Origin of the sequence: Bradyrhizobium sp. Ash2021 (genome assembly GCF_031202265.1) — a bacterium.
Lineage (GTDB): Bacteria > Pseudomonadota > Alphaproteobacteria > Rhizobiales > Xanthobacteraceae > Bradyrhizobium.
Genome location: NZ_CP100604.1, coordinates 5,287,277 through 5,305,953 on the forward strand (window position 1 = coordinate 5,287,277; position 18,677 = coordinate 5,305,953).

Consider the following 18,677-nt stretch of genomic DNA (forward strand, 5'->3'; position numbering starts at 1 on the left):
CGTGTATGTCCGGCGTGACGTGCAAGGTATGCCGCCTCACACGCGGTAGGCGGTCTTGCCAGTACCGCGATAAAGCACGCGTACCTGCTCTTCCGAGACTTCCTTGTGAAAAGCCAGCGCCTCGGGCTCTAGGTCGCGCTTTGGCACGTGCGCTGGCAGAAAGTTGCGGTAGCTATCCTTGCCGCGCACCAGCGTCGCCCAATCCCGCGCGCCCACCGCCTGCTTCAAATGGGTCGGGATGTAGCGGACGGCAAGACCAATGCGCCGGTCGTCGGAGCGGTTCGGCTCCGATCCGTGAAACAGCAGCACATGATGAAGCGATGCCTGGCCGGGCTTCAGCTCCACATAGACCGCCTTAGCCTCATCGACATCGACCGCGATCTCCTGGCCTCGGGTCAGCAAATTGTTCTGGTCGAACGTGTCCTCGTGTTGGACTTGCTGCGTGTGGGTACCGGCGATGAACTTCATGCAGCCGGAAACCTTGTTGGCTGGCGACATCGCGATCCAGGCGGTCGCTACATCGGATGAGCTGAGACCCCAATAAGTGGCATCCTGATGCCAGGACACGAAGCCCGGATCATGCGCTTCCTTGATGAAGAAGCTGGTATTCCAGCACAGGATGTCAGGCCCGAGCAAATCCTCGATCGCATCGAGGATTTTGGGGTGCCGGATCATCTCGTCGATCCAGGTGAAGAGCACGTGGCTGCGATGGCGCATCTCCGCCTTGATCGGGCCGCCGCTGGCGGTTTCATAGTCCTCGAGCTTGCGGCGGAAATCAGCGACTTCGCCGGCGCTGAGCGCATCGACCGGGAAGTGATAGCCGCGGTCGCGATAATCAGCGACGTCGTGTTCGCTCAGCAATTTCGGCACGGGCTTCCTCCGATGTTTCTTGTTTTAGCGAAGGGTGTCCCCTTTGACGCTGTCCTCACCCAGCCCGTTTTGCCATGTCGATGGCTGCGTCCCGAACCCGCGTTTGGCCCGCGTACCCAGCCAATAGCCGAACTGCGGCGGGACGTTGCGGAACGGGCCTTCGACGCCGAGCTTCAGCGCCGCGTCCATCGGCCAGTTCGGGTTGTTGAGGATCTCGCGGCCGACCGCGATCAGATCGGCCTGCCCGTCGCGAAGGATCTGTTCGGCCTGATCGCCGTGGATGATGAGCCCGACCGCCATGGTCATGATATCGGCGTGGCGCTTGACGTATTCCGACAGCGGCACCTGGTAACTGTATTTGATTTCCTTGCCCAGGATCGGCGCCATTTCGGTGATGCCGCCGGACGAGCAGTCGATGACGTCGACGCCTTTTGTCTTGAGGGTTTTCGCGAGCCGCGCGCTCTGTTCGGGGCCCCAGCCGGCATTGTCCTCCACCGACAGGCGGACGAACAGCGGCTTGTGATCGGGCCAGTGCGTCCGCACCGCTTCGGTGATTTCGGTGATGAAGCGCATCCGGTTCAGTTCGGACCCGCCATATTCATCGGTGCGCGCGTTGGATCGTTCCGACAGGAACTGGTGCACGAGGTAACCATGCGCGCCGTGCAGTTCCAGCACATCGAAGCCGGCCTCATGCGCCCGCCGCGCGGCGTCGCCCCAGGCCTGCACCAAATCTTTCACCTCGCCCCGCGCCAGCGCCTTCGGCACCGGCCATCGCTCGCTATGGGCAATCGCGCTCGGCTCCACCGGCGACCAGGCGTCCCAGTCCTCGATTTCGGGCGTCCGCTGCAGCGGCCGGTCGCCTTTCCATGGCCTTGTGGCGCGCGCCTTGCGGAATGGCCGAGCTGAATGCCGGCGACCGAATTCTGCTGCTTGATGAATTTGGCGAGCCGGCTGAGCGGCTCGACAAAGGCGTCATCCCAGATGCCGAGATCGCCGACCGTGCCGCAGCCGCGCCGCTCGACCTTGGTCGACTCGACCACGACGAGCCCGGCGCCGCCGGCGGCGAATTTTCCGGCGTTCATCAGATGCCAGTCGGTCGGAAAACCCTTGATGGCCGAATATTGATGCATCGGCGGCACCACGATCCGGTTGCGCAATTCGACGGCGCGGATCGTCATCGGTGAAAACAGCAGGGTTCCCGACATGTTTTGTTTCCTCGCATCCCGGTCACCATGATCCCGGCGCGGTGCCAGCAGACGTTCTTTTATATTTTTATTGCTTCGCGGCGCTGTCGGTCTTGGCCTTCGGCTTAACGTGGGCAGTCTTGGCCGGGGCCTTCGGCGCATTGTCGCTGCGCACAGCACCCCAGGGGTCCGCGCTTTTCTGTTCCGGAATATTGCTTAGCGACCTCTTGTAGGCCTTCTCAGCCTCTTTGTCGGCCTCGATCTCCTGCGGCGACTTGCCCTTGTCGACGTCGCCATATCTGGGAACCGACTGCGACTGGGCATAGGCCGGCCCGGCCAGCAACGCGATAACGGCGACGGCGCCCAAGATTTTCATGCGTATTGCTCCCTCGACCTGCGCAGGCTCTCCACGAGAGCATATCATAGCGCGCGGCAAGTTCACGTGCAGCATTGAATAGCCGAAATTATGGAACGGCCAGGATGAGGCTGCGGCCGATACCGTCCAGCCATTGCCCGAATTGATCCGGTTTTGTAAACGACCGGGATGATCTCAAGCCTCGCCCCCAACTCCGCCGACGCGTTGCTGTTCGATCTCGGCCGCGTGGTGCTCGATATCGATTTCGGCAAGGCGCTGGCCTGCTGGGCCGGCCATGCCGGCCGTGCGCCGGCCGACCTTGCCGCGCGATTCGTCCGCGAAGCATCCTACCGGGATCACGAGGTCGGCAAGATCGAGGACGCGGCCTACTTTCAAAGCCTGCGCGACGCGCTCGGCATCGGCATTTCCGATGCCCAGTTCCTGGAGGGCTGGAACGCGATCTTTGCCGGCGAAATGCCGGGCATCGCACCGCTTTTGAAGCGCGCGGCGGCCCACCTGCCGCTTTACGCCTTCTCCAACACCAACCGGCCGCATGTCGCGCATTTCTCGAAAGCCTATGCCGATGTGCTCGGCCATTTCCGCGAAGTGTTTTTGTCATCGAGCATCGGGCTTCGAAAGCCCGATGCGGCAGCCTATGATCACGTGGTGAGAGCGATCGGCGTGCCCGCCGAACGCATCGTGTTCTTCGACGACGTTGCCGCCAATATCGAAGGCGCCCGGGCGCGCGGTCTGGTTGCGGTTCACGTGACATCGCCCGATGATGTCGTGAACGCGCTCGCTGCACTCGGAATTTAGGAGTTTGCCGTGGCCTTGATGCCGGTTGCCGATGCTCTCAGCGCGATCCTGGCGGGCGCAGAACCGTTGCCCGAAGAAATGGTCGCGCTCGATGCCGCCTGGCATCGCGTGCTCGCGCGCGACGTCGCGGCACGGCGCACCCAGCCGCCGCAGGCGATGTCGGCGATGGACGGCTATGCGGTGCGCGCGGCGGACGCCGGTGATCTCACCGCACGGCTGAAGGTGATCGGCGAGGTCGCGGCCGGCCGCCCGTTTGAGAAAAAGGTCGGCGCCAACGAGGCGGTGCGGATTTTCACCGGCGGCGTGATCCCCGACGGCGCCGATGCCGTCATCATCCAGGAAGACACGATTCGGGAAGATTCGGCAGTCGACGGCGACCACATCACCATCACGGAGGCCGCGAAAACCGGCCGGCACATCCGCCCCGCCGGCGTCGATTTCCGCGAGGGCGACGTGCTGCTTGCCGGGGGAAGCCGCCTCACCGATCGCGACCTCTCGCTCGCCGCCGGCATGAACTATCCGGAACTCGCCGTCCGCCGCCGCCCGAAGGTCGCGGTGCTGGCGACCGGCGACGAACTGGTGATGCCGGGCACCATCCCCGGCCCCGGCCAGATCGTCTATTCCAACGGGTATGCGCTCCGCGCGCTGGCGCGGGCCGAGGGCGCCGAGACCATCGACCTCGGCATCGCCGCCGACACGGTCGCGGCCACCACCGAGGGCATCCGCCGGGCCCGCGCATCCGGCGCGGACATCCTGATCACCACCGGCGGCGCCTCGGTCGGCGACCACGACCTCGTCAAGCAATCGCTGGAGGCGGAGCGCGTCACCATGGCGTTTTGGCGGATCGCGATGCGGCCGGGCAAACCGATGATGCATGGCCGGCTCGGCGCAATGCGGGTGATCGGCCTGCCCGGCAATCCCGTCTCCTCCTATGTCTGCGGTTTTCTGTTTCTGGTGCCGTTGATTCGGGCGCTGTCGGGCCGCGCCAGCGTCCATCACACCAGAGAAACGGCGCTGCTCGGCCGCGATCTCGCCGCCAACGACCAGCGCGAGGATTACTTGCGCGCCCGCCTCGAGGAGCGCGCCGACGGCACGCTGATTGCAACCCCGGTCACCCATCAGGACAGTTCGCTGCTCGGGAATCTCGCTGCGGCAAGGGCACTTGTGATACGTCCGCCGTTTGCACCCGCAGCCGGTGCCGGCGCGCCCTGCGAGCTCCTGCGTTTGCCGGAGTGAAGCGCCGGGCGGCACGTTCCGGCAAAACCGGGTCCCGTTCACCGGAAATTAAGTGGTTGCGGAACATGTATCGAACATATAGTGTCCGTTCATGATTTGTTTCGAGACCTTGTGTCTAGGAACGGGAGTTTCGGACTTCCGATATCAGGCTCCCGATCTCAGGGAATCGAACGACGCGACCAACCGGGGGAATGCTCGAGATGCTTACGCGCAAACAGTATGAACTTCTGCGTTTCATCAACGAAAGGCTGAAAGAGGCTGGCGTGCCGCCCTCCTTCGACGAGATGAAGGATGCGCTCGACCTGCGCTCGAAGTCCGGTATCCACCGACTCATCACCGCGCTGGAAGAGCGCGGCTTCATCCGCCGCCTGCCCAATCGCGCCCGCGCCATCGAGGTCATCAAGCTGCCCGAGCTGTCGGGCGGCGGTAACGGCAATGGCCGCCGCGGCTTCACCCCGAGCGTCATCGAAGGCACGCTGGGCAAGGTCCGCAGCTCCGGCGCCAGTGCTTCCGAGGACGACGGCAACCGCCCGGTCGCGGTGCCCGTGATGGGCCGGATCGCCGCCGGTACGCCGATCGAGGCGCTGCAGACCCGCAGCCATACCATCAGCGTGCCGCCGGACATGCTCGGCTCCGGCGAGCACTACGCGCTCGAAGTGCGCGGCGATTCCATGGTCGACGCCGGCATTCTCGACGGCGACATGGCGCTGATCCAGCGCAACGACACCGCCGACACCGGCGATATCGTGGTGGCGCTGATCGACGAGGAGGAAGCCACGCTGAAACGCTTCCGCCGCCGCGGCGCCTCGATCGCGCTCGAGCCCGCCAATACCTCCTATGAAGTCCGCATCCTGCCGCCGAATCGGGTCAGGATTCAGGGCAAGCTGATCGGGCTTTACCGGAAGTATTGAGACCGGAAGTATTGAGCGGACGCGCTGGTCCGCTTTCGATTCCCTGCAAGGGGCGGATTATCCACCCCTGATGGATGGTCCTTCGGCAATCGTAAGGATTATCCGCGGCCCAGTCCGGCGCTAGATCCTCAGCACGCAAGCAACGAAGCGCACCCGCTTCGTCGAAAATAGCGTGCAGCACGAGGAGACAACCATGCGCAAGACCATTTTGACGGTTCTGGTTTCGGCATTGATTGCCGCATCGACGTCGCAGTTCGCTTCAGCGGCCGAACGGCACCGCGCCAACAAGGCGAACCGCGTGGTGGCCGGCGGACAATACCGCAACGCCAACAATTCAGTCGACGCCCCCGCGCCGTCCGGCTGGGCCTATGGCGGCTTCTCGGCACCCGCCGGTCACTGATCAACTCGGCAACGACAAAGAGACCCCGGCGGAGTCGGGGCTTTTTTTTGCACGCACGGTTCGAACCGAGCGCGTGTTAGCGCGTTTGTGATCTGACAGGCCTACGCCAGCCGCACAATTGCCCACAAAAGCGCGTAAGCTGTCTCCACTCTGATAGAGGCCTGTTGCCTCAACAGGAGGCACGGGTCGGCTATCTCGAATGAGGAGCATCCGATGTGTGACTATAGTCTGCACGCTATGGCAACCCGCCCCGCCAAGGTCGGAGAGACGCTGATCACCACGACATTCCGCGGCACATCGACCCGCGGATTTGCATCAGAGAGCGAACCCAATGTCGCGGTCTGCATGCTTCCCGGCACCGAGCTGGCGTTTGCCGAAGACGTCAAATACGACAACCGGTGGATCTGGACCCGGACCGTCGGCTTCCGCGTCGGCAAGTTCAACATGATTGATCCGCATGTTCGGGAACGTCACCATGACGCGGTCGAGTTTCCGGACGGAAGCTTCGTGCTGGTGACGCAGCTCTGCGAGGGACAGCGGGTCAGCGTACTGCAATTGCCGGTGACGGTGACTCATCCGATCACCGAGCGCGCGGCTCCGGCTGTCGAAACGCGTCCGGCGACGTCGATCTCGATCGGCTGATCCTTCGCCGTCGGCTTCGGCCGGCGAGCGTTGCGACGCGCGGTGAGTGAAATCGTATTGGAGCGCCTCCGGTACGCAATCCGGAGGCGCAAAAAAGCTGTGTGTTGCCGAAACATGCCAAAGGGAGTGACCGGTGGTCACCAAGATCAGTTGGCAAAAAGCCGGGCACGTCACCGAGCCCGGCCGATACATGTTCAGATTCGGATGGCTTAACGTCGCAGCAGAAGACCTGGCGATCTGGGAACAATTTCCGGATGCGACGTTTACGCTGGTCCAGATGGCGGCGGCGGCGGACGGCATGGAGGAATTTCACCTCGGCGCGTTCGAAGTGCCGGCGCATCCCTTACCGGACAGACAGTAACAGCGCCCCCCATAGCGTTTTCGAAGAAAACCCGTCAAACCAAGGACTACTCGTCGTTTTCGAAGAAAACGCATCAAACGAGAGACTACTCATCCGCCTGCACATCGGCCTCCGCCGGCGTTGCATCGATAGCGCGCGGTGCAGCCAGGCGCGGCGCGAGGATCGTTGTCTCGGCCTCGCCGGCCATCCCCGGCGACCACGGCCGGTCGAGACCCCTGGGCTTGACCGCGTCGACAGTAAATCCGTCGCGGCTTCGCCGCAGCGCCAATGCGCCCTGCCGCCGCAGGCGCTCGAGACCCATGACCGAAGCGGCGCACGAAGCCGGCGGCTGCCGCGCGCTCACCACCAGCGCTGCGCGCTCGCAATCGTCGGCGAGAGCCTCAGGCCGCAGCGCCAGTGCGACCAACGCACTGCCGGCCGCCTCGGTCACGCAGCCCGCCTCATCGCATGAGACGCCCTCCGCCAGCGAGGCATCGGTCGAGAGGCGCGCGTCGGCATCCGCCGCCAGCCATTCCCTCACCAAAAAGGCATCCTTGGCCGTGCGCATCAGATGCAGCCGCCCATCTGCGCCGCGGACGCCGACATTGCGCCCATCGGCGGAAATCAGGATATCCGGCTGCGGCACCCTGATGGCCCACACCACCGCGACCAGCAGCAAAGCTGCCCCCGACCAGCGCAGCGGCGTGCGGAGCAGCCCGAACAGGATGATCGCAGCACTCGCCGTGATCAGCGGGCCGATGCCGAAGGCGGCCATGCGGCCGACCGCGCCGGGTAGCGCCGCGACCCATTGCGTCACCACGATCATCCAGTCGATGCCCGCTCCCATGATCGCCCAGAACACGCCGTCGAAACCGAACGGCATCGCAACCAGGCCGAGCAGCCCCGCCGGCATCACCACCGCCGACACCACCGGCATCGCGGCGAGATTGGCCAGCAGGCCGTACGGCGTCACGCGATGAAAGTGAAACGCGGCATAGGGCGTCGTCGCCAGCCCCGCCACCAGCGACGCCAGCACCAGCGTCATGATCTCCCGCCCGCCCCACAACGCGACCCTGGCGGCCGCCGAATTGTCGGGTGAAGCGAACAGACGCGGCATCCCGATCTGTATCAGCGCGACCAGGCCAAGCGTCGCCGCAAACGACATCTGAAAACTCGGATGCACCAGCGCCTCCGGCGCCATCGCCAGCACGATCATCGCGGCGACGGCGAGCGTGCGGAAGGTGATGGCGCGTCGGTCGACCAGGACCGCGATCAACACCACCGCCGTCATGAAGAACGATCGTTGCGTCGCGACCTCGGCGCCAGACAGCAAGAGATAGAACGCCGCGGCGACCAATGCTGCCGCCGCCGACCATTTCTTGATCGGAAAACCCGTGGCGAGCGCGGGGAACAACGCCAGCAGCGCGCGGACCGCAAAGAACACCACACCGGCGACGACGGCCATGTGATAGCCCGATATCGACAGCACATGGCCGAGGCCGGAAATGAACATCGCATCATTGACGGGCTCCGAGATCGCGTCGCGGCGGCCGGTGAGCAGCGCGGTGGCGATGGCGCGTTTGTCGCCCTCCAGGACGTTGCGGATGCGCGCGTCGATCGCGTCGCGCAAGCCCTGCATGAAGGCGGCGTAGCCGAGCAAAAGGCCGCCGCTGGCCGGCGGCTCCTTTGCCTTGATGGCCCCCATCACAAAGCCGGAGGCGCCGATGCCCTGAAAATACAGGTCGCGGCCGAAATCGTAGGAACCCGGCCGCAAGGGTGCGAGCGGCGGCTGCAGCCGCGCCTTCAATTCGACAAAGCTGCCGACATCGGGCGCGGTGCCCTTCTTCACCGACAGCCGCACGCGCTCCAGTTTGGTCTGTCCGCGCGGGCTCTCCATCGTCGCGACGCGCAGCACAAAACGGTCGGTACGCTCGCGGATGTCGCGGGTTTCGACAAAACCCGTCAGCGCCACGGAAAACATCGGCCGCGCCAGCACGCCATGCGCGATCCGCGCGGTCTTCCAGGTCGCAACTGCAAAGCCCGCCGCGACCGCGGCGATCATGACCGCGGCGGGAAACATCTTTTTCCGCCGCAGCAGCACCGCCACCGCGCACAGCGCGATCGCGACGATGGCCGCGACCGACAACACCGGCTCATGGTCGGCGGCAAAATAGAAGGCGATGCCGGTGCCGAAGGCGATGGGCACCCAGGGCAACAAACGGCCGGCGCCGGCCTCCGCGCGTACCCATTGGCGCAGCGTTTCGGCGAACGCCGGCCAAGCGCTCGGGCGCGACGGGACATAGCCGCCCGCCTGCGCCAACTGGCGCGGCGGCCAGGTGCCGGCATAGCCTCGCCTGCCGCCCGGCGTACTGCCCTGCTCCGACACTAACGTTACACCTTACGATCACCTGGCAGGGCCAAGGCTACCGGAAGGTGTTAGTCCCGGGATAGCGGAACAGATGCAGAATACGGAGGAAATGCTGACGTCAGCGATGATCTCTTCCGCCTGCCTCAGGCCGATTGAGCCGAAAGTCTCATAAGCCACCAGTCCCATTAGGATTAAACTGCTGTCGCGCCTCTGCTCTCGGCCAGACGGGACAGAGGCAACGTTGGCTCGCGGTATGAAGGCCGCTGGAGCTCTCAGGTAGTTCAAGGCTTCCCTGAGACCAGGCGTTGCGGACGCAACTCGCAATTCCCGCCCGTACCGTCGCGCATCAAGCGTACTCCGCGAGCGAATAGCGCTGAAAAACGCGAGGAGAAGCCTTTGAATTAACGGGAGCAGCACATGGCAATTCAGATACCGAGTGATTTTCGCCGCGTGATTGTCGCTGCGTCGGTGGGAAACGTCATCGAATGGTATGACTTCTATATCTTTGGCAGCCTGGCCGCCGTTTTGTCGGTCAAGTTCTTCGAGCAATCCCACCCCATCGCCGCGCTGCTGAGCACGATCGCGCTGTTCACAGCAGGATTCCTGATCCGTCCACTGGGAGCATTTCTCTTTGGATGGATGGGCGACCGGGTCGGCCGCAAATATACGTTCCTCATTACGCTCAGCGGAATGGGGCTGGGTACCGGGGCGATCGGGTTGATCCCGACCTACCAGTCGATCGGTCTTGCGGCCGCATTCCTTCTCTTCGGCTTGCGCATGATCCAGGGTCTGTGCCTTGGTGGCGAATATGGAGGCGCCATCACTTATGTTGCCGAGCATGTGCCGGACGACAAGCGCGGCTACTATACTGGCTGGCTGCAGACCTCTCCGACACTCGGGATCGTGGTGTCATTGGCCGTGATCGTTCTTACCCGAACCTATTTCGGTAATCAGGCCTTCGACGAATGGGCATGGCGCGTTCCCTTCCTGCTGTCGTTCCTGCTGGTGGCCATCGCCATCTACATCCGCCTCCAGCTCCAGGAGACGCCGATCTTCCAGGAGATCAAGGCTCGCGGACAGATGACCAGGAACCCCTGGAAGGAAGCTTTCCTGAGCGCCAACATCAAGTACATCGGGATCGCCATCATCGTTCTGATCGGACAGGGAGTTGTCTGGTACAGTGGTCAGTTCTGGGCGCTGTACTTTCTGCAGCAGGTCTCCAAGGTGGACCCTGTGACCTCGGCCTACATCGTGGGAGCTGCGTTGCTGATTGCAACGCCGAGCCTGATCTTCTTCGGCTGGCTGTCGGATCATATCGGCCGCAAGCCGGTGATCCTGGGCGGCATGCTGCTCGCCGCGATCACGTACTATCCGCTCTATCTGTGGCTGGGAACGGTCACGCAGCCCGGTAACATCAATTATCCGATCGCGGTCTTCATCATCTTCATCCTCGTTTGCTATGTCGGGATGGTATACGGGCCGGTCGGCGCGTTCCTGGCGGAATTCTTCCCCGGCAGGATCAGGTACACGTCGGTCTCGGTGCCGTATCACATCGGCAACGGCTGGGGTGGCGGATTGGTGCCGTTCATCACTTCGGCGGCTTTCGCGGCCACCGGCAGCATTGGTTACGCGCTGATTTACCCGATTGCAGTGCCCGCGGTGTGCTTCGTGCTCGCCCTCTTCCTGATGCCGGAGACCCGCAAGATCAGCATCTGGCAACCGATAGAGCCTCGAACCGCATCGTGACAAAGTCGCCCCAGTGCGGGGCCGCCATGGCCCCGCGCTGAGGGCGCGACCGATAGACCACGTTGCCGAGATCCTGCCTCTCTGCTTGAGCCCTCTTAGCCCGACCGTTATCTCATCGCTGGCCGAATGATGTCAGCTGGCCGAATGATGCCAGCGATCGTGCCACCAGGTGCTGAAATCGCGATCGGTCGTTAGTTCCCAGACTGCAAGCAAAATCACCAATATGCCTGAGACCGCACTGTTTACCGTGGCCGATCCCGGCTGGTAGCCGACCGTCCACGGCGCCGCCACGAGAGCCAAGCCGATGAGGATTTCTCCCCATTCCTCCAGATAGGACGGAATGACAAATCCTTCTACGGCAAACAGAATGACGCATAACCCAAGCGCCATGGTTATCCAGACAGCCGCCCCGGCGAAGCCCAAGGCGAACGGCGACAAGACCAGCCACACGCCTAACAACAGGCTGCCGGCGTCTTGCCAATGTTGAATGCGCATGATGCTCACCTCCCTTCCTTCCCTGTATGTGGTGATGCACTGATGACAATGCATCCGGCCAACATCCTGGCGGCCCATAATTTGGAAGGAGGCTCTTGCAACTGTCCCGCGCCAGGATGAAACTGTGCGGGCTTGATAGGTGTCAACGTCTACGGTTCTGCTGCCCGGCTGGAGTTCACGGCCGCGCGCAGAGCGAGAGGAGCATGACGCCATGCGAGAAATCGAAATCCATGATTATGCGCGGCAGTTACTGGAAGCCCACGGCGTGAAGGCCATTGCGGAAGCTGCTCAGAACGCCATCGAACTTGAGGCGAAGGGCGAGTCCGAACTTGCCAAGGACTGGCGGCATATCGAAGACGCCATGAAGCTCATGCGCGGGCCGCACCAAAGCTGAAACTGCGGGCTCGCGCGTGACAAGGCGTGTCTGAATGCGAGCGCCACCATGCCAGATCAAGGCCGGCGCGGCGGCGGCGTGGGAGCTTGGCGGCAGCGGAACGGCAGCACGATCTTCGAGGCGCCCCCTCTCGTTTACAGGAGCTAAGCCATGGTTCCGAATTGTACGACAGCCGAAGATCTCGTGAAGACGATTAAGGACGAGAAGGTCCAGATGGTCGATCTCCGGTTCACCGACTTGCCGGGGGTGTGGCAACATTTTTCCGTTCCGCCGAGCGCAGTGAATGTCGATGCTCTCAACGAGGGCATTGGATTCGACGGCTCATCGATCCGCGGCTTTCAGGAGATCCAGGAAAGCGATATGCTGGTCGTCCCTGACCCGACGACGGCCTTCCTCGACCCGTTTTCCTCGGCAACGACCCTGGTCCTGATTTGCAACATCAGGGATCCAGTAACCGGTCAATCCTATAGCCGCGACGCCCGCTATATCGCCCAGAAGGCCGAGATCTACCTCAAGGGCAGCAGCCGCGCCGATACGAGCTATTTCGGCCCGGAGGCCGAGTTCTTCGTATTCAACGACGTGCGCTACGGACAGGGTATCAACTACGCTTTCCACGAAATTGATTCCAGCGAAGGCAGCTGGAACACCGGCACGAAGGAAGCGCCGAATTTGGGCCACAAGCCGCGCCCGAAGGAGGGATACTTTCCGGTTCCTCCGACTGACAGCATGCAGGATCTCCGCACCGAAATGGTGCTGACGATGGAACGGCTGGGAATCGCGATCGAAGCCCATCACCATGAGGTCGCAACCGGCGGCCAAAACGAAATCGACATGCGCTTCACCACGCTCACCCGCATGGCCGACAATCTGATGATGTACAAATACGTGGTGAAGAATACTGCCCGCCAAAACGGCATGACCGCGACGTTCATGCCCAAACCGCTGTTCGAGGACAACGCCTCGGGAATGCACGTTCATCAGAGTCTGTGGAAGGGAGAAACCAACCTGTTCTACGACAAGGCGGACTACGCCGAGCTGAGCGAGCTTGGCCGCTACTACATCGGTGGGCTGCTGACCCACGCCTGGGCGTTATGCGGGCTTTGCGCCCCCACCACGAACTCCTATCGGCGGCTGGTGCCGGGTTATGAGGCTCCGATCAACCTGGTCTATTCCCAACGCAATCGCTCAGCCTGCTGCCGCATTCCGATGTATTCGCCGAACCCGCGGGCAAAGCGCGTCGAGTTTCGTTCGCCGGATCCGTCCTGTAATCCCTACCTGGCCTTCGCCGCGATGCTGATGGCCGGCCTCGACGGCATCAACAACCGGATCGACCCGGGCAGGCCGATCGACAAGAATCTTTACGACCTTCCGCCCGCCGAGGCGAAGGACGTGAAGTCGACGCCCGGATCGTTGGACCAGGCGCTTGACGCGCTCGAACGCGATCACGCATTCCTGCTGCGCGGCGAAGTGTTCACCCGCGACGTGATCGAAACCTGGCTCGACTACAAGCGAAAAAAGGAGGTCGATGCCATCCGGCTGCGCCCTCATCCGCACGAGTTTCATCTCTATTACGACATCTAGTCTAGCAGCAGTCGCGCCAGCTGACATCCGACCAGCTTACCGCTCGATCAGCGGGGTCTTGGAGGAGACGTGGTGGCTGACAATGCGCCACTCACCGCCCTCGCGCGCGATGACCCAGCTGATCTTGACCGACAGCGGCGGTTCGCCTTCCCCGAGAGAGAAAGACGCGGTGCCCGCAAAGTTGATCAAATCGGCATTGACCTCTGCGGTCCTCACATCGGTAAATTGAACGGTCGGCGAAGCCCAGCGCGGCAGCCCGTTGAAATAGGCGGCGACGCCCTCGCTGCCGCGATACAGCGTCGGGTTCGAGCCGAAGAAGAAGGCGTTGTTCGAGTAGAGCGATGCGAGAGCGTTGGCGTCGAGTTTGCTGAATCCAGCCGACCATCGCTCGATGATCGCTGCTACGACGTCTTCAGCCGCGTTTCGCATCGCCGCCCTCACCCTTTGCCGCCGACTTCCTTAGCAAAGGTGTCGCGCAGCCCAATGGTGCGGTTGAACACGAGCCTGTCCGGCCGCGAGTCGGCATCCCGCACAAAATAGCCCTGGCGCTCGAACTGAATCACGTCGCTGGAATTGGTTTCCGCAATCGCGTTCTCGACCCGTGCGTCGGCAAGAATTTCCAGCGACTGCGGGTTGATGTCGGCGGCAAAATTGCCGGCGTCCGGACTGGGTTTTAAAAACAGCTGATTGTAGATGCGGATTTCCGCAGGGCGTGACTGCGCCGCCGGCAGCCAGTGCATGGTGGCTTTCACCTTGCGGCCGTCGGGCGCGTTGCCGCCCTTTGTTGCGGGATCATAGGTGCAGCGGAGTTCGACGATTTCGCCGGCCGCATCCTTAATCACGCCGGTGCACTTGATGAAATAGGCGTAGCGCAGCCGCACTTCGGTGCCCGGCGAGAGGCGGAAGAATTTCTTCGGCGGATTTTCCATAAAATCGTCGCGCTCGATATAGAGCTCGCGGCCGAACGCGATCTTGCGCGTGCCGGCTGCGGGATCGTCGGGATGGTTGATCGCCTCGAGCTGCTCGACCTGGCCTTCCGGATAATTCTCGATCACGACCTTCAACGGCCGCAGCACGGCCATGCGCCGCAACGACGTCCTGTTGAGCTCCTCGCGGATGCAGAATTCCAGCATACCGACATCGACCACGCTGTTGGCCTTTGCCACGCCGATCCTTTTTACGAATTCGCGTACCGCCGCCGGCGGCACCCCGCGACGCTTCAAGCCTGCGATCGTCGGCATCCGCGGATCGTCCCAGCCGGCGACATGTCCTTCGCGCACGAGCTGGGTCAGCACGCGTTTCGACAGCAGCGTATAGGTCAGATTGAGCCGCGCGAATTCGTACTGGCGCGGTTTCGACGGCACCGGCAGTTTGTCCAGCAGCCATTCATAGAGCGGCCGGTGGTCCTCGAATTCCAGCGTACAGATCGAATGCGTGATGCCCTCGATCGCATCCGACTGGCCGTGGGCGTAGTCGTAGCTCGGATAGATCGACCATTTCGTGCCGGTCCGCGGGTGCTCGGCATGCAGGATCCGGTAGAGCACGGGATCGCGCAAATTGATATTGCCGGCGGCCATGTCGATTTTGGCGCGCAGCACGCGGGCGCCGTTTGGAAACTCGCCGGCCTTCATGCGGCGGAACAGATCGAGGTTTTCGTCGATGGGCCGGTTGCGGAACGGCGAGTTCTTGCCGGGTTCCGTCAGCGTGCCGCGCGAAAACCGGATTTCCTCCTGCGACTGGTCGTCGACATAGGCGTGGCCGTCCCTGATCAGGCCCTCCGCCCAGTCATACAGCCGCTCGAAATAGTCCGAGGCGTAATAGAGGTCGGTTCCCCAGTCGTAGCCGAGCCAGTGCACGTCGGCCTGAATGGAATCGATATATTCCTGCTCTTCCTTGGTCGGATTGGTGTCGTCGAACCTGAGATGGCAGCGCCCGGCAAACTCCTGCGCGATACCGAAATTGAGCGCGATCGACTTGGCGTGGCCGATGTGCAGATAGCCGTTCGGCTCCGGCGGGAATCGGGTGACGATCCCTTTGTGCTTTTTGGAGTCGAGATCGGCCTGGACGATGTCGCGAATGAAATCGCGCCCCGCCTCTGCCGCCGCCGTTTCTGTCGTCATGTAAGGGTTCCCGCAGGCGTTCAAGCGGACCTTCTGCCAAATTCGCACCGAGCCGCCAAGTGGCGTTCGCCGAATTCGGGGCGCGGCCAAGGCCTTAATTGCCAAGGCTCTTAATTGCCAAGGCTCTTAATTGCCAAGGCTTTAGTTATGCACGGTTCCTGCTATACACCACGGCCGTTCACGCATAGGCCCTGCCCCCGCAATGACTGAATCCGTCGTAACCCGCTTCGCCCCCTCGCCGACCGGCTTCCTCCACATCGGGGGCGGCCGCACCGCGCTGTTCAACTGGCTCTACGCCAGGAAGCGCGGCGGCAAAATGCTGCTGCGGATCGAGGACACGGACCGCGAGCGCTCGACCGAACCCGCAATCGCGGCCATTCTCGACGGCCTGAAATGGCTCGGGATCGAGTGGGACGGCGACGTCGTCTACCAGTTTACCCGCGCCGCCCGCCACCGCGAGGTGGCGGAGCAATTGCTGGCCAGCGGCAAGGCCTATCGCTGCTACGCCACCCAGGAAGAACTGACGGCGATGCGCGAGCAGGCGCGCGCCGAGGGCCGCACGCGGCTCTATAACGGCCTGTGGCGGGACCGCGACCCCGCAGAAGCCTCGGCCGGCATGAAACCGACCATCCGGCTCAAGGCACCGCAGACCGGCGAGACCGTGATCGAGGACCAGGTTCAGGGCCGCGTGGTCTGGCAGAACGAGAACCTCGACGATCTCGTGCTGCTGCGCGGTGACGGCAACCCGACCTACATGCTGGCGGTGGTGGTCGACGACCACGACATGGGCATCACCCATGTGATCCGGGGCGACGATCATCTGATCAACGCCGCGCGCCAGAAACAGATCTACGACGCGCTGGAATGGGACCTCCCGAACATGTCCCATATCCCCTTGATCCACGGCCCGGACGGCTCAAAACTCTCCAAGCGCCACGGCGCGCTCGGCGTCGATGCCTACCGCGCCATGGGATATCTGCCGGCGGCGCTGCGCAACTATCTGGTGCGGCTCGGCTGGAGCCATGGCGACCAGGAGATCTTTTCGACCCAGGAGATGATCGACGCATTCGACCTGCCGCAGATCGGACGATCCGCGGCGCGGTTCGACTTCGCAAAACTGGAAAATCTCAACGGCCATTATATCCGGCACAGCGACGATCAGTTCCTCGTGAGCCAGTTCGAGAACGTGCTGGATTACGTGCCCGACGGCGCCGATTTGAAGGCGAAACTCAACGACACCACGCGCGCACAATTGCTGCGGGCGATGCCGAGCTTGAAAGAGCGCGCCAAGACGCTGATCGAGCTGATCGCGGGTTCCTATTTCATCTTTGCCGACCGGCCGCTCGAGATCGAGCCGAAGGCGCTGGCTTTGCTGACGCCGGAAACCCGCGAACTGATCGGCAAGCTCCGCGCCGCGCTGGAAACGGTCACCGACTGGCGTTCGGAGACCGCTGAAACCGCCATGCGGAATTTCGCGGATGCCAACAACCTCAAGCTTGGCGCCGTTGCCCAGCCGCTGCGGGTGGCGCTGACCGGACGGACGACTTCGCCGGGCATCTTCGATGTCCTGGCGGTGCTGGGACGGCAGGAATGCCTGGCCCGGCTGGCCGATCAGGCCTCCGCATAAGGTGGTATCGCACCTGCGCGGCGGCCATCTTGCAGTGCACAGGGCAATAAGCTACCCATTTAAGGCAGCCTTCTAGACAACCCGGCCTGCCTCACCATCTCCTGTAGAATGGCACCAAGGTCAGCCCGGTTTTTCGCAACGATTTCATCGGGGACTTCACGATGGACGCAAAATCCAGCACCAAAACAGCCACCCTCACGGTCGGTAACAAGACCTATGATTTCCCGATTTTAAGCGGCACGGTGGGGCCTGATGTCATCGACATCGCCAAGCTCTACGGCCAGGCCGGGATGTTCACCTATGACCCCGGCTTTACCTCCACCGGCAGCTGCCAGTCCAAGATCACCTATATCGACGGCGACGCCGGTATTTTGGAATATCGCGGCTACCCGATCGAGCAGCTCGCCGAACACGGCGACTTCCTCGAAACCTGCTACCTCCTGCTTTACGGGGAGCTTCCGACCCCGGCGCAGAAGAAGGACTTCGACAACCGCGTGATCCATCACACCATGGTTCACGAACAGATGGCCCGCTTCTTCCAGGGTTTCCGCCGCGACGCCCATCCGATGGCCGTCATGGTGGCATCGGTTGGCGCGCTGGCCGCGTTCTATCACGACAGCACCGACATCAACGATCCGCAGCAGCGCATGATCGCCTCGATGCGCATGATCGCGAAGATCCCGACGCTGGCCGCGATGGCCTTCAAATACACCATCGGCCAGCCCTTCGTGTATCCGAAGAACTCGCTGACCTTCGCCGAGAACTTCCTCAACATGTGCTTCGCGGTGCCCTGCGAGGAATACAAGATCAATCCGGTGCTGGCGGACGCGCTTGACAAGATCTTCATCCTGCACGCCGACCACGAACAGAACGCCTCGACCTCGACGGTGCGTATCGCCGGCTCCTCCGGTGCCAACCCGTTCGCCTGTATCGCCGCCGGCATCGCCTGCCTGTGGGGTCCGGCGCATGGCGGCGCCAACGAGGCTGCGCTGGCGATGCTGGCCGACATCGGTACCGTCGATAAAATCCCCGACTTCATTGCGAGGGTGAAGGACAAGAACAGCGAAGTCCGCCTGATGGGCTTTGGCCACCGCGTCTACAAGAACTACGATCCGCGCGCCAAGATCATGCAGAAAATGTGTCACGCGGTGCTGGGCGAGACCGGCCATGGCGACGATCCGATGCTCAAGGTCGCACTCGAGCTGGAAAAGATCGCGCTCAGCGATCCCTACTTCATCGACCGCAAGCTCTACCCGAACGTCGACTTTTATTCGGGCATCACGCTGAAGGCGATGGGTTTCCCGACCTCGATGTTCACTGTGCTGTTCGCCGTCGCCCGCACCGTCGGCTGGATCAGCCAGTGGAGCGAGATGATCGAGGACCCGCATCAGAAGATCGGCCGCCCGCGCCAGCTCTACACCGGCGTCGCCCGCCGCGATTACGTCGATATCGCCAAGCGGACGTAACAGGCGCTGCACAATACGTTACGTTAGAAAGACGTTACGTTAGAAAGCCGGATGCGTTCGTCGCATCCGGCTTTTTCATTTTGAGAGTAATTTCGACGCAGCTTCACGCTCCCGCGACGCATTGCG

General features: G+C 62.6%; 19 protein-coding genes. 11 read left to right on the forward strand and 8 right to left on the reverse strand.

Annotated elements, in window-relative coordinates; all coding sequences use genetic code 11:
* Nucleotides 1-36 precede the first annotated feature (36 nt).
* The 4 genes from NL528_RS25430 to NL528_RS25445 form a co-directional block, all read right to left on the reverse strand.
* Complete coding sequence (locus NL528_RS25430; RefSeq protein WP_309177192.1) at nt 37-870, reverse strand: phytanoyl-CoA dioxygenase family protein; 834 nt, start codon at nt 868-870, stop codon at nt 37-39.
* 24 nt (nt 871-894) lie between these two features.
* The gene (locus NL528_RS25435; RefSeq protein ID WP_309177193.1) at nt 895-1,635 is read right to left on the reverse strand and encodes a hypothetical protein; all 741 of its coding nucleotides are present in this window, start codon (nt 1,633-1,635) and stop codon (nt 895-897) included.
* Complete coding sequence (locus NL528_RS25440; RefSeq protein ID WP_309177194.1) at nt 1,605-2,075, reverse strand: hypothetical protein; 471 nt, start codon at nt 2,073-2,075, stop codon at nt 1,605-1,607. The genes NL528_RS25435 and NL528_RS25440 overlap by 31 nt, the downstream gene beginning before the upstream one ends.
* A gap of 67 nt (nt 2,076-2,142) precedes the next feature.
* Nucleotides 2,143-2,430: a hypothetical protein gene (locus NL528_RS25445; RefSeq protein ID WP_074276554.1), complete on the reverse strand. Its 288-nt coding sequence runs from the start codon at nt 2,428-2,430 to the stop codon at nt 2,143-2,145.
* A gap of 168 nt (nt 2,431-2,598) precedes the next feature.
* Between NL528_RS25445 and NL528_RS25450 the strand changes: the two genes are divergently transcribed.
* The 6 genes from NL528_RS25450 to NL528_RS25475 all read left to right on the forward strand — a co-directional run bounded on the left by NL528_RS25450 (nt 2,599) and on the right by NL528_RS25475 (nt 6,775).
* The gene (locus NL528_RS25450) at nt 2,599-3,225 is read left to right on the forward strand and encodes an HAD-IA family hydrolase (protein WP_309177195.1); all 627 of its coding nucleotides are present in this window, start codon (nt 2,599-2,601) and stop codon (nt 3,223-3,225) included.
* 9 nt (nt 3,226-3,234) lie between these two features.
* Nucleotides 3,235-4,461, forward strand: a complete 1,227-nt coding sequence (gene glp / locus NL528_RS25455) for a gephyrin-like molybdotransferase Glp (protein ID WP_309177196.1) — start codon at nt 3,235-3,237, stop codon at nt 4,459-4,461.
* A 200-nt stretch (nt 4,462-4,661) separates the two neighbouring features.
* Entirely contained in the window at nt 4,662-5,372 is a 711-nt protein-coding gene (gene lexA, locus NL528_RS25460; protein ID WP_309177197.1) for a transcriptional repressor LexA, read from the forward strand.
* A 193-nt stretch (nt 5,373-5,565) separates the two neighbouring features.
* Nucleotides 5,566-5,772 carry a hypothetical protein gene (locus tag NL528_RS25465; protein ID WP_309177198.1) on the forward strand — a complete coding sequence of 69 codons (207 nt, stop codon included), beginning with the start codon at nt 5,566-5,568 and terminating at the stop codon, nt 5,770-5,772.
* Between the two features lie 213 nt (nt 5,773-5,985).
* Nucleotides 5,986-6,414: a hypothetical protein gene (locus tag NL528_RS25470; RefSeq protein WP_074276551.1), complete on the forward strand. Its 429-nt coding sequence runs from the start codon at nt 5,986-5,988 to the stop codon at nt 6,412-6,414.
* Between the two features lie 133 nt (nt 6,415-6,547).
* Complete coding sequence (locus tag NL528_RS25475) at nt 6,548-6,775, forward strand: hypothetical protein (RefSeq protein ID WP_309177199.1); 228 nt, start codon at nt 6,548-6,550, stop codon at nt 6,773-6,775.
* Nucleotides 6,776-6,860: 85 nt separating this feature from the next.
* On the opposite strand, the gene NL528_RS25480 is transcribed toward NL528_RS25475, so the two are convergent.
* The gene (locus NL528_RS25480) at nt 6,861-9,140 is read right to left on the reverse strand and encodes a ComEC/Rec2 family competence protein (RefSeq protein ID WP_309177200.1); all 2,280 of its coding nucleotides are present in this window, start codon (nt 9,138-9,140) and stop codon (nt 6,861-6,863) included.
* Nucleotides 9,141-9,539: 399 nt separating this feature from the next.
* On the opposite strand from NL528_RS25480, the gene NL528_RS25485 reads away from it, so the two are divergent.
* Nucleotides 9,540-10,868, forward strand: coding sequence for an MFS transporter (locus NL528_RS25485; protein WP_309177201.1), 1,329 nt, complete (start codon nt 9,540-9,542; stop codon nt 10,866-10,868).
* 132 nt (nt 10,869-11,000) lie between these two features.
* Here NL528_RS25485 and NL528_RS25490 read toward each other — a convergent pair whose 3' ends face one another.
* Nucleotides 11,001-11,363, reverse strand: coding sequence for an SPW repeat protein (locus tag NL528_RS25490; protein WP_309177202.1), 363 nt, complete (start codon nt 11,361-11,363; stop codon nt 11,001-11,003).
* Nucleotides 11,364-11,574: 211 nt separating this feature from the next.
* Here NL528_RS25490 and NL528_RS25495 point away from each other — a divergent pair, with 211 nt between their 5' ends.
* Nucleotides 11,575-11,757: a hypothetical protein gene (locus tag NL528_RS25495; RefSeq protein WP_309177203.1), complete on the forward strand. Its 183-nt coding sequence runs from the start codon at nt 11,575-11,577 to the stop codon at nt 11,755-11,757.
* Between the two features lie 150 nt (nt 11,758-11,907).
* Nucleotides 11,908-13,338 carry a type I glutamate--ammonia ligase gene (glnA, locus tag NL528_RS25500; RefSeq protein WP_309177204.1) on the forward strand — a complete coding sequence of 477 codons (1,431 nt, stop codon included), beginning with the start codon at nt 11,908-11,910 and terminating at the stop codon, nt 13,336-13,338.
* 36 nt (nt 13,339-13,374) lie between these two features.
* Here the strand turns inward: glnA and NL528_RS25505 are convergent, their stop codons facing one another.
* Together NL528_RS25505 and NL528_RS25510 are read right to left on the reverse strand one after the other, a co-directional pair.
* Nucleotides 13,375-13,767: a nuclear transport factor 2 family protein gene (locus NL528_RS25505; RefSeq protein WP_309177205.1), complete on the reverse strand. Its 393-nt coding sequence runs from the start codon at nt 13,765-13,767 to the stop codon at nt 13,375-13,377.
* A gap of 8 nt (nt 13,768-13,775) precedes the next feature.
* Nucleotides 13,776-15,458, reverse strand: a complete 1,683-nt coding sequence (locus tag NL528_RS25510) for a glutamine--tRNA ligase/YqeY domain fusion protein (protein ID WP_309177206.1) — start codon at nt 15,456-15,458, stop codon at nt 13,776-13,778.
* 202 nt (nt 15,459-15,660) lie between these two features.
* On the opposite strand from NL528_RS25510, the gene gltX reads away from it, so the two are divergent.
* Together gltX and gltA are read left to right on the forward strand one after the other, a co-directional pair.
* Entirely contained in the window at nt 15,661-17,085 is a 1,425-nt protein-coding gene (gene gltX / locus NL528_RS25515; RefSeq protein ID WP_309177208.1) for a glutamate--tRNA ligase, read from the forward strand.
* Nucleotides 17,086-17,246: 161 nt separating this feature from the next.
* Nucleotides 17,247-18,551 carry a citrate synthase gene (gene gltA / locus NL528_RS25520; protein ID WP_309177209.1) on the forward strand — a complete coding sequence of 435 codons (1,305 nt, stop codon included), beginning with the start codon at nt 17,247-17,249 and terminating at the stop codon, nt 18,549-18,551.
* The last annotated feature ends 126 nt before the right edge of the window (nt 18,552-18,677 follow it).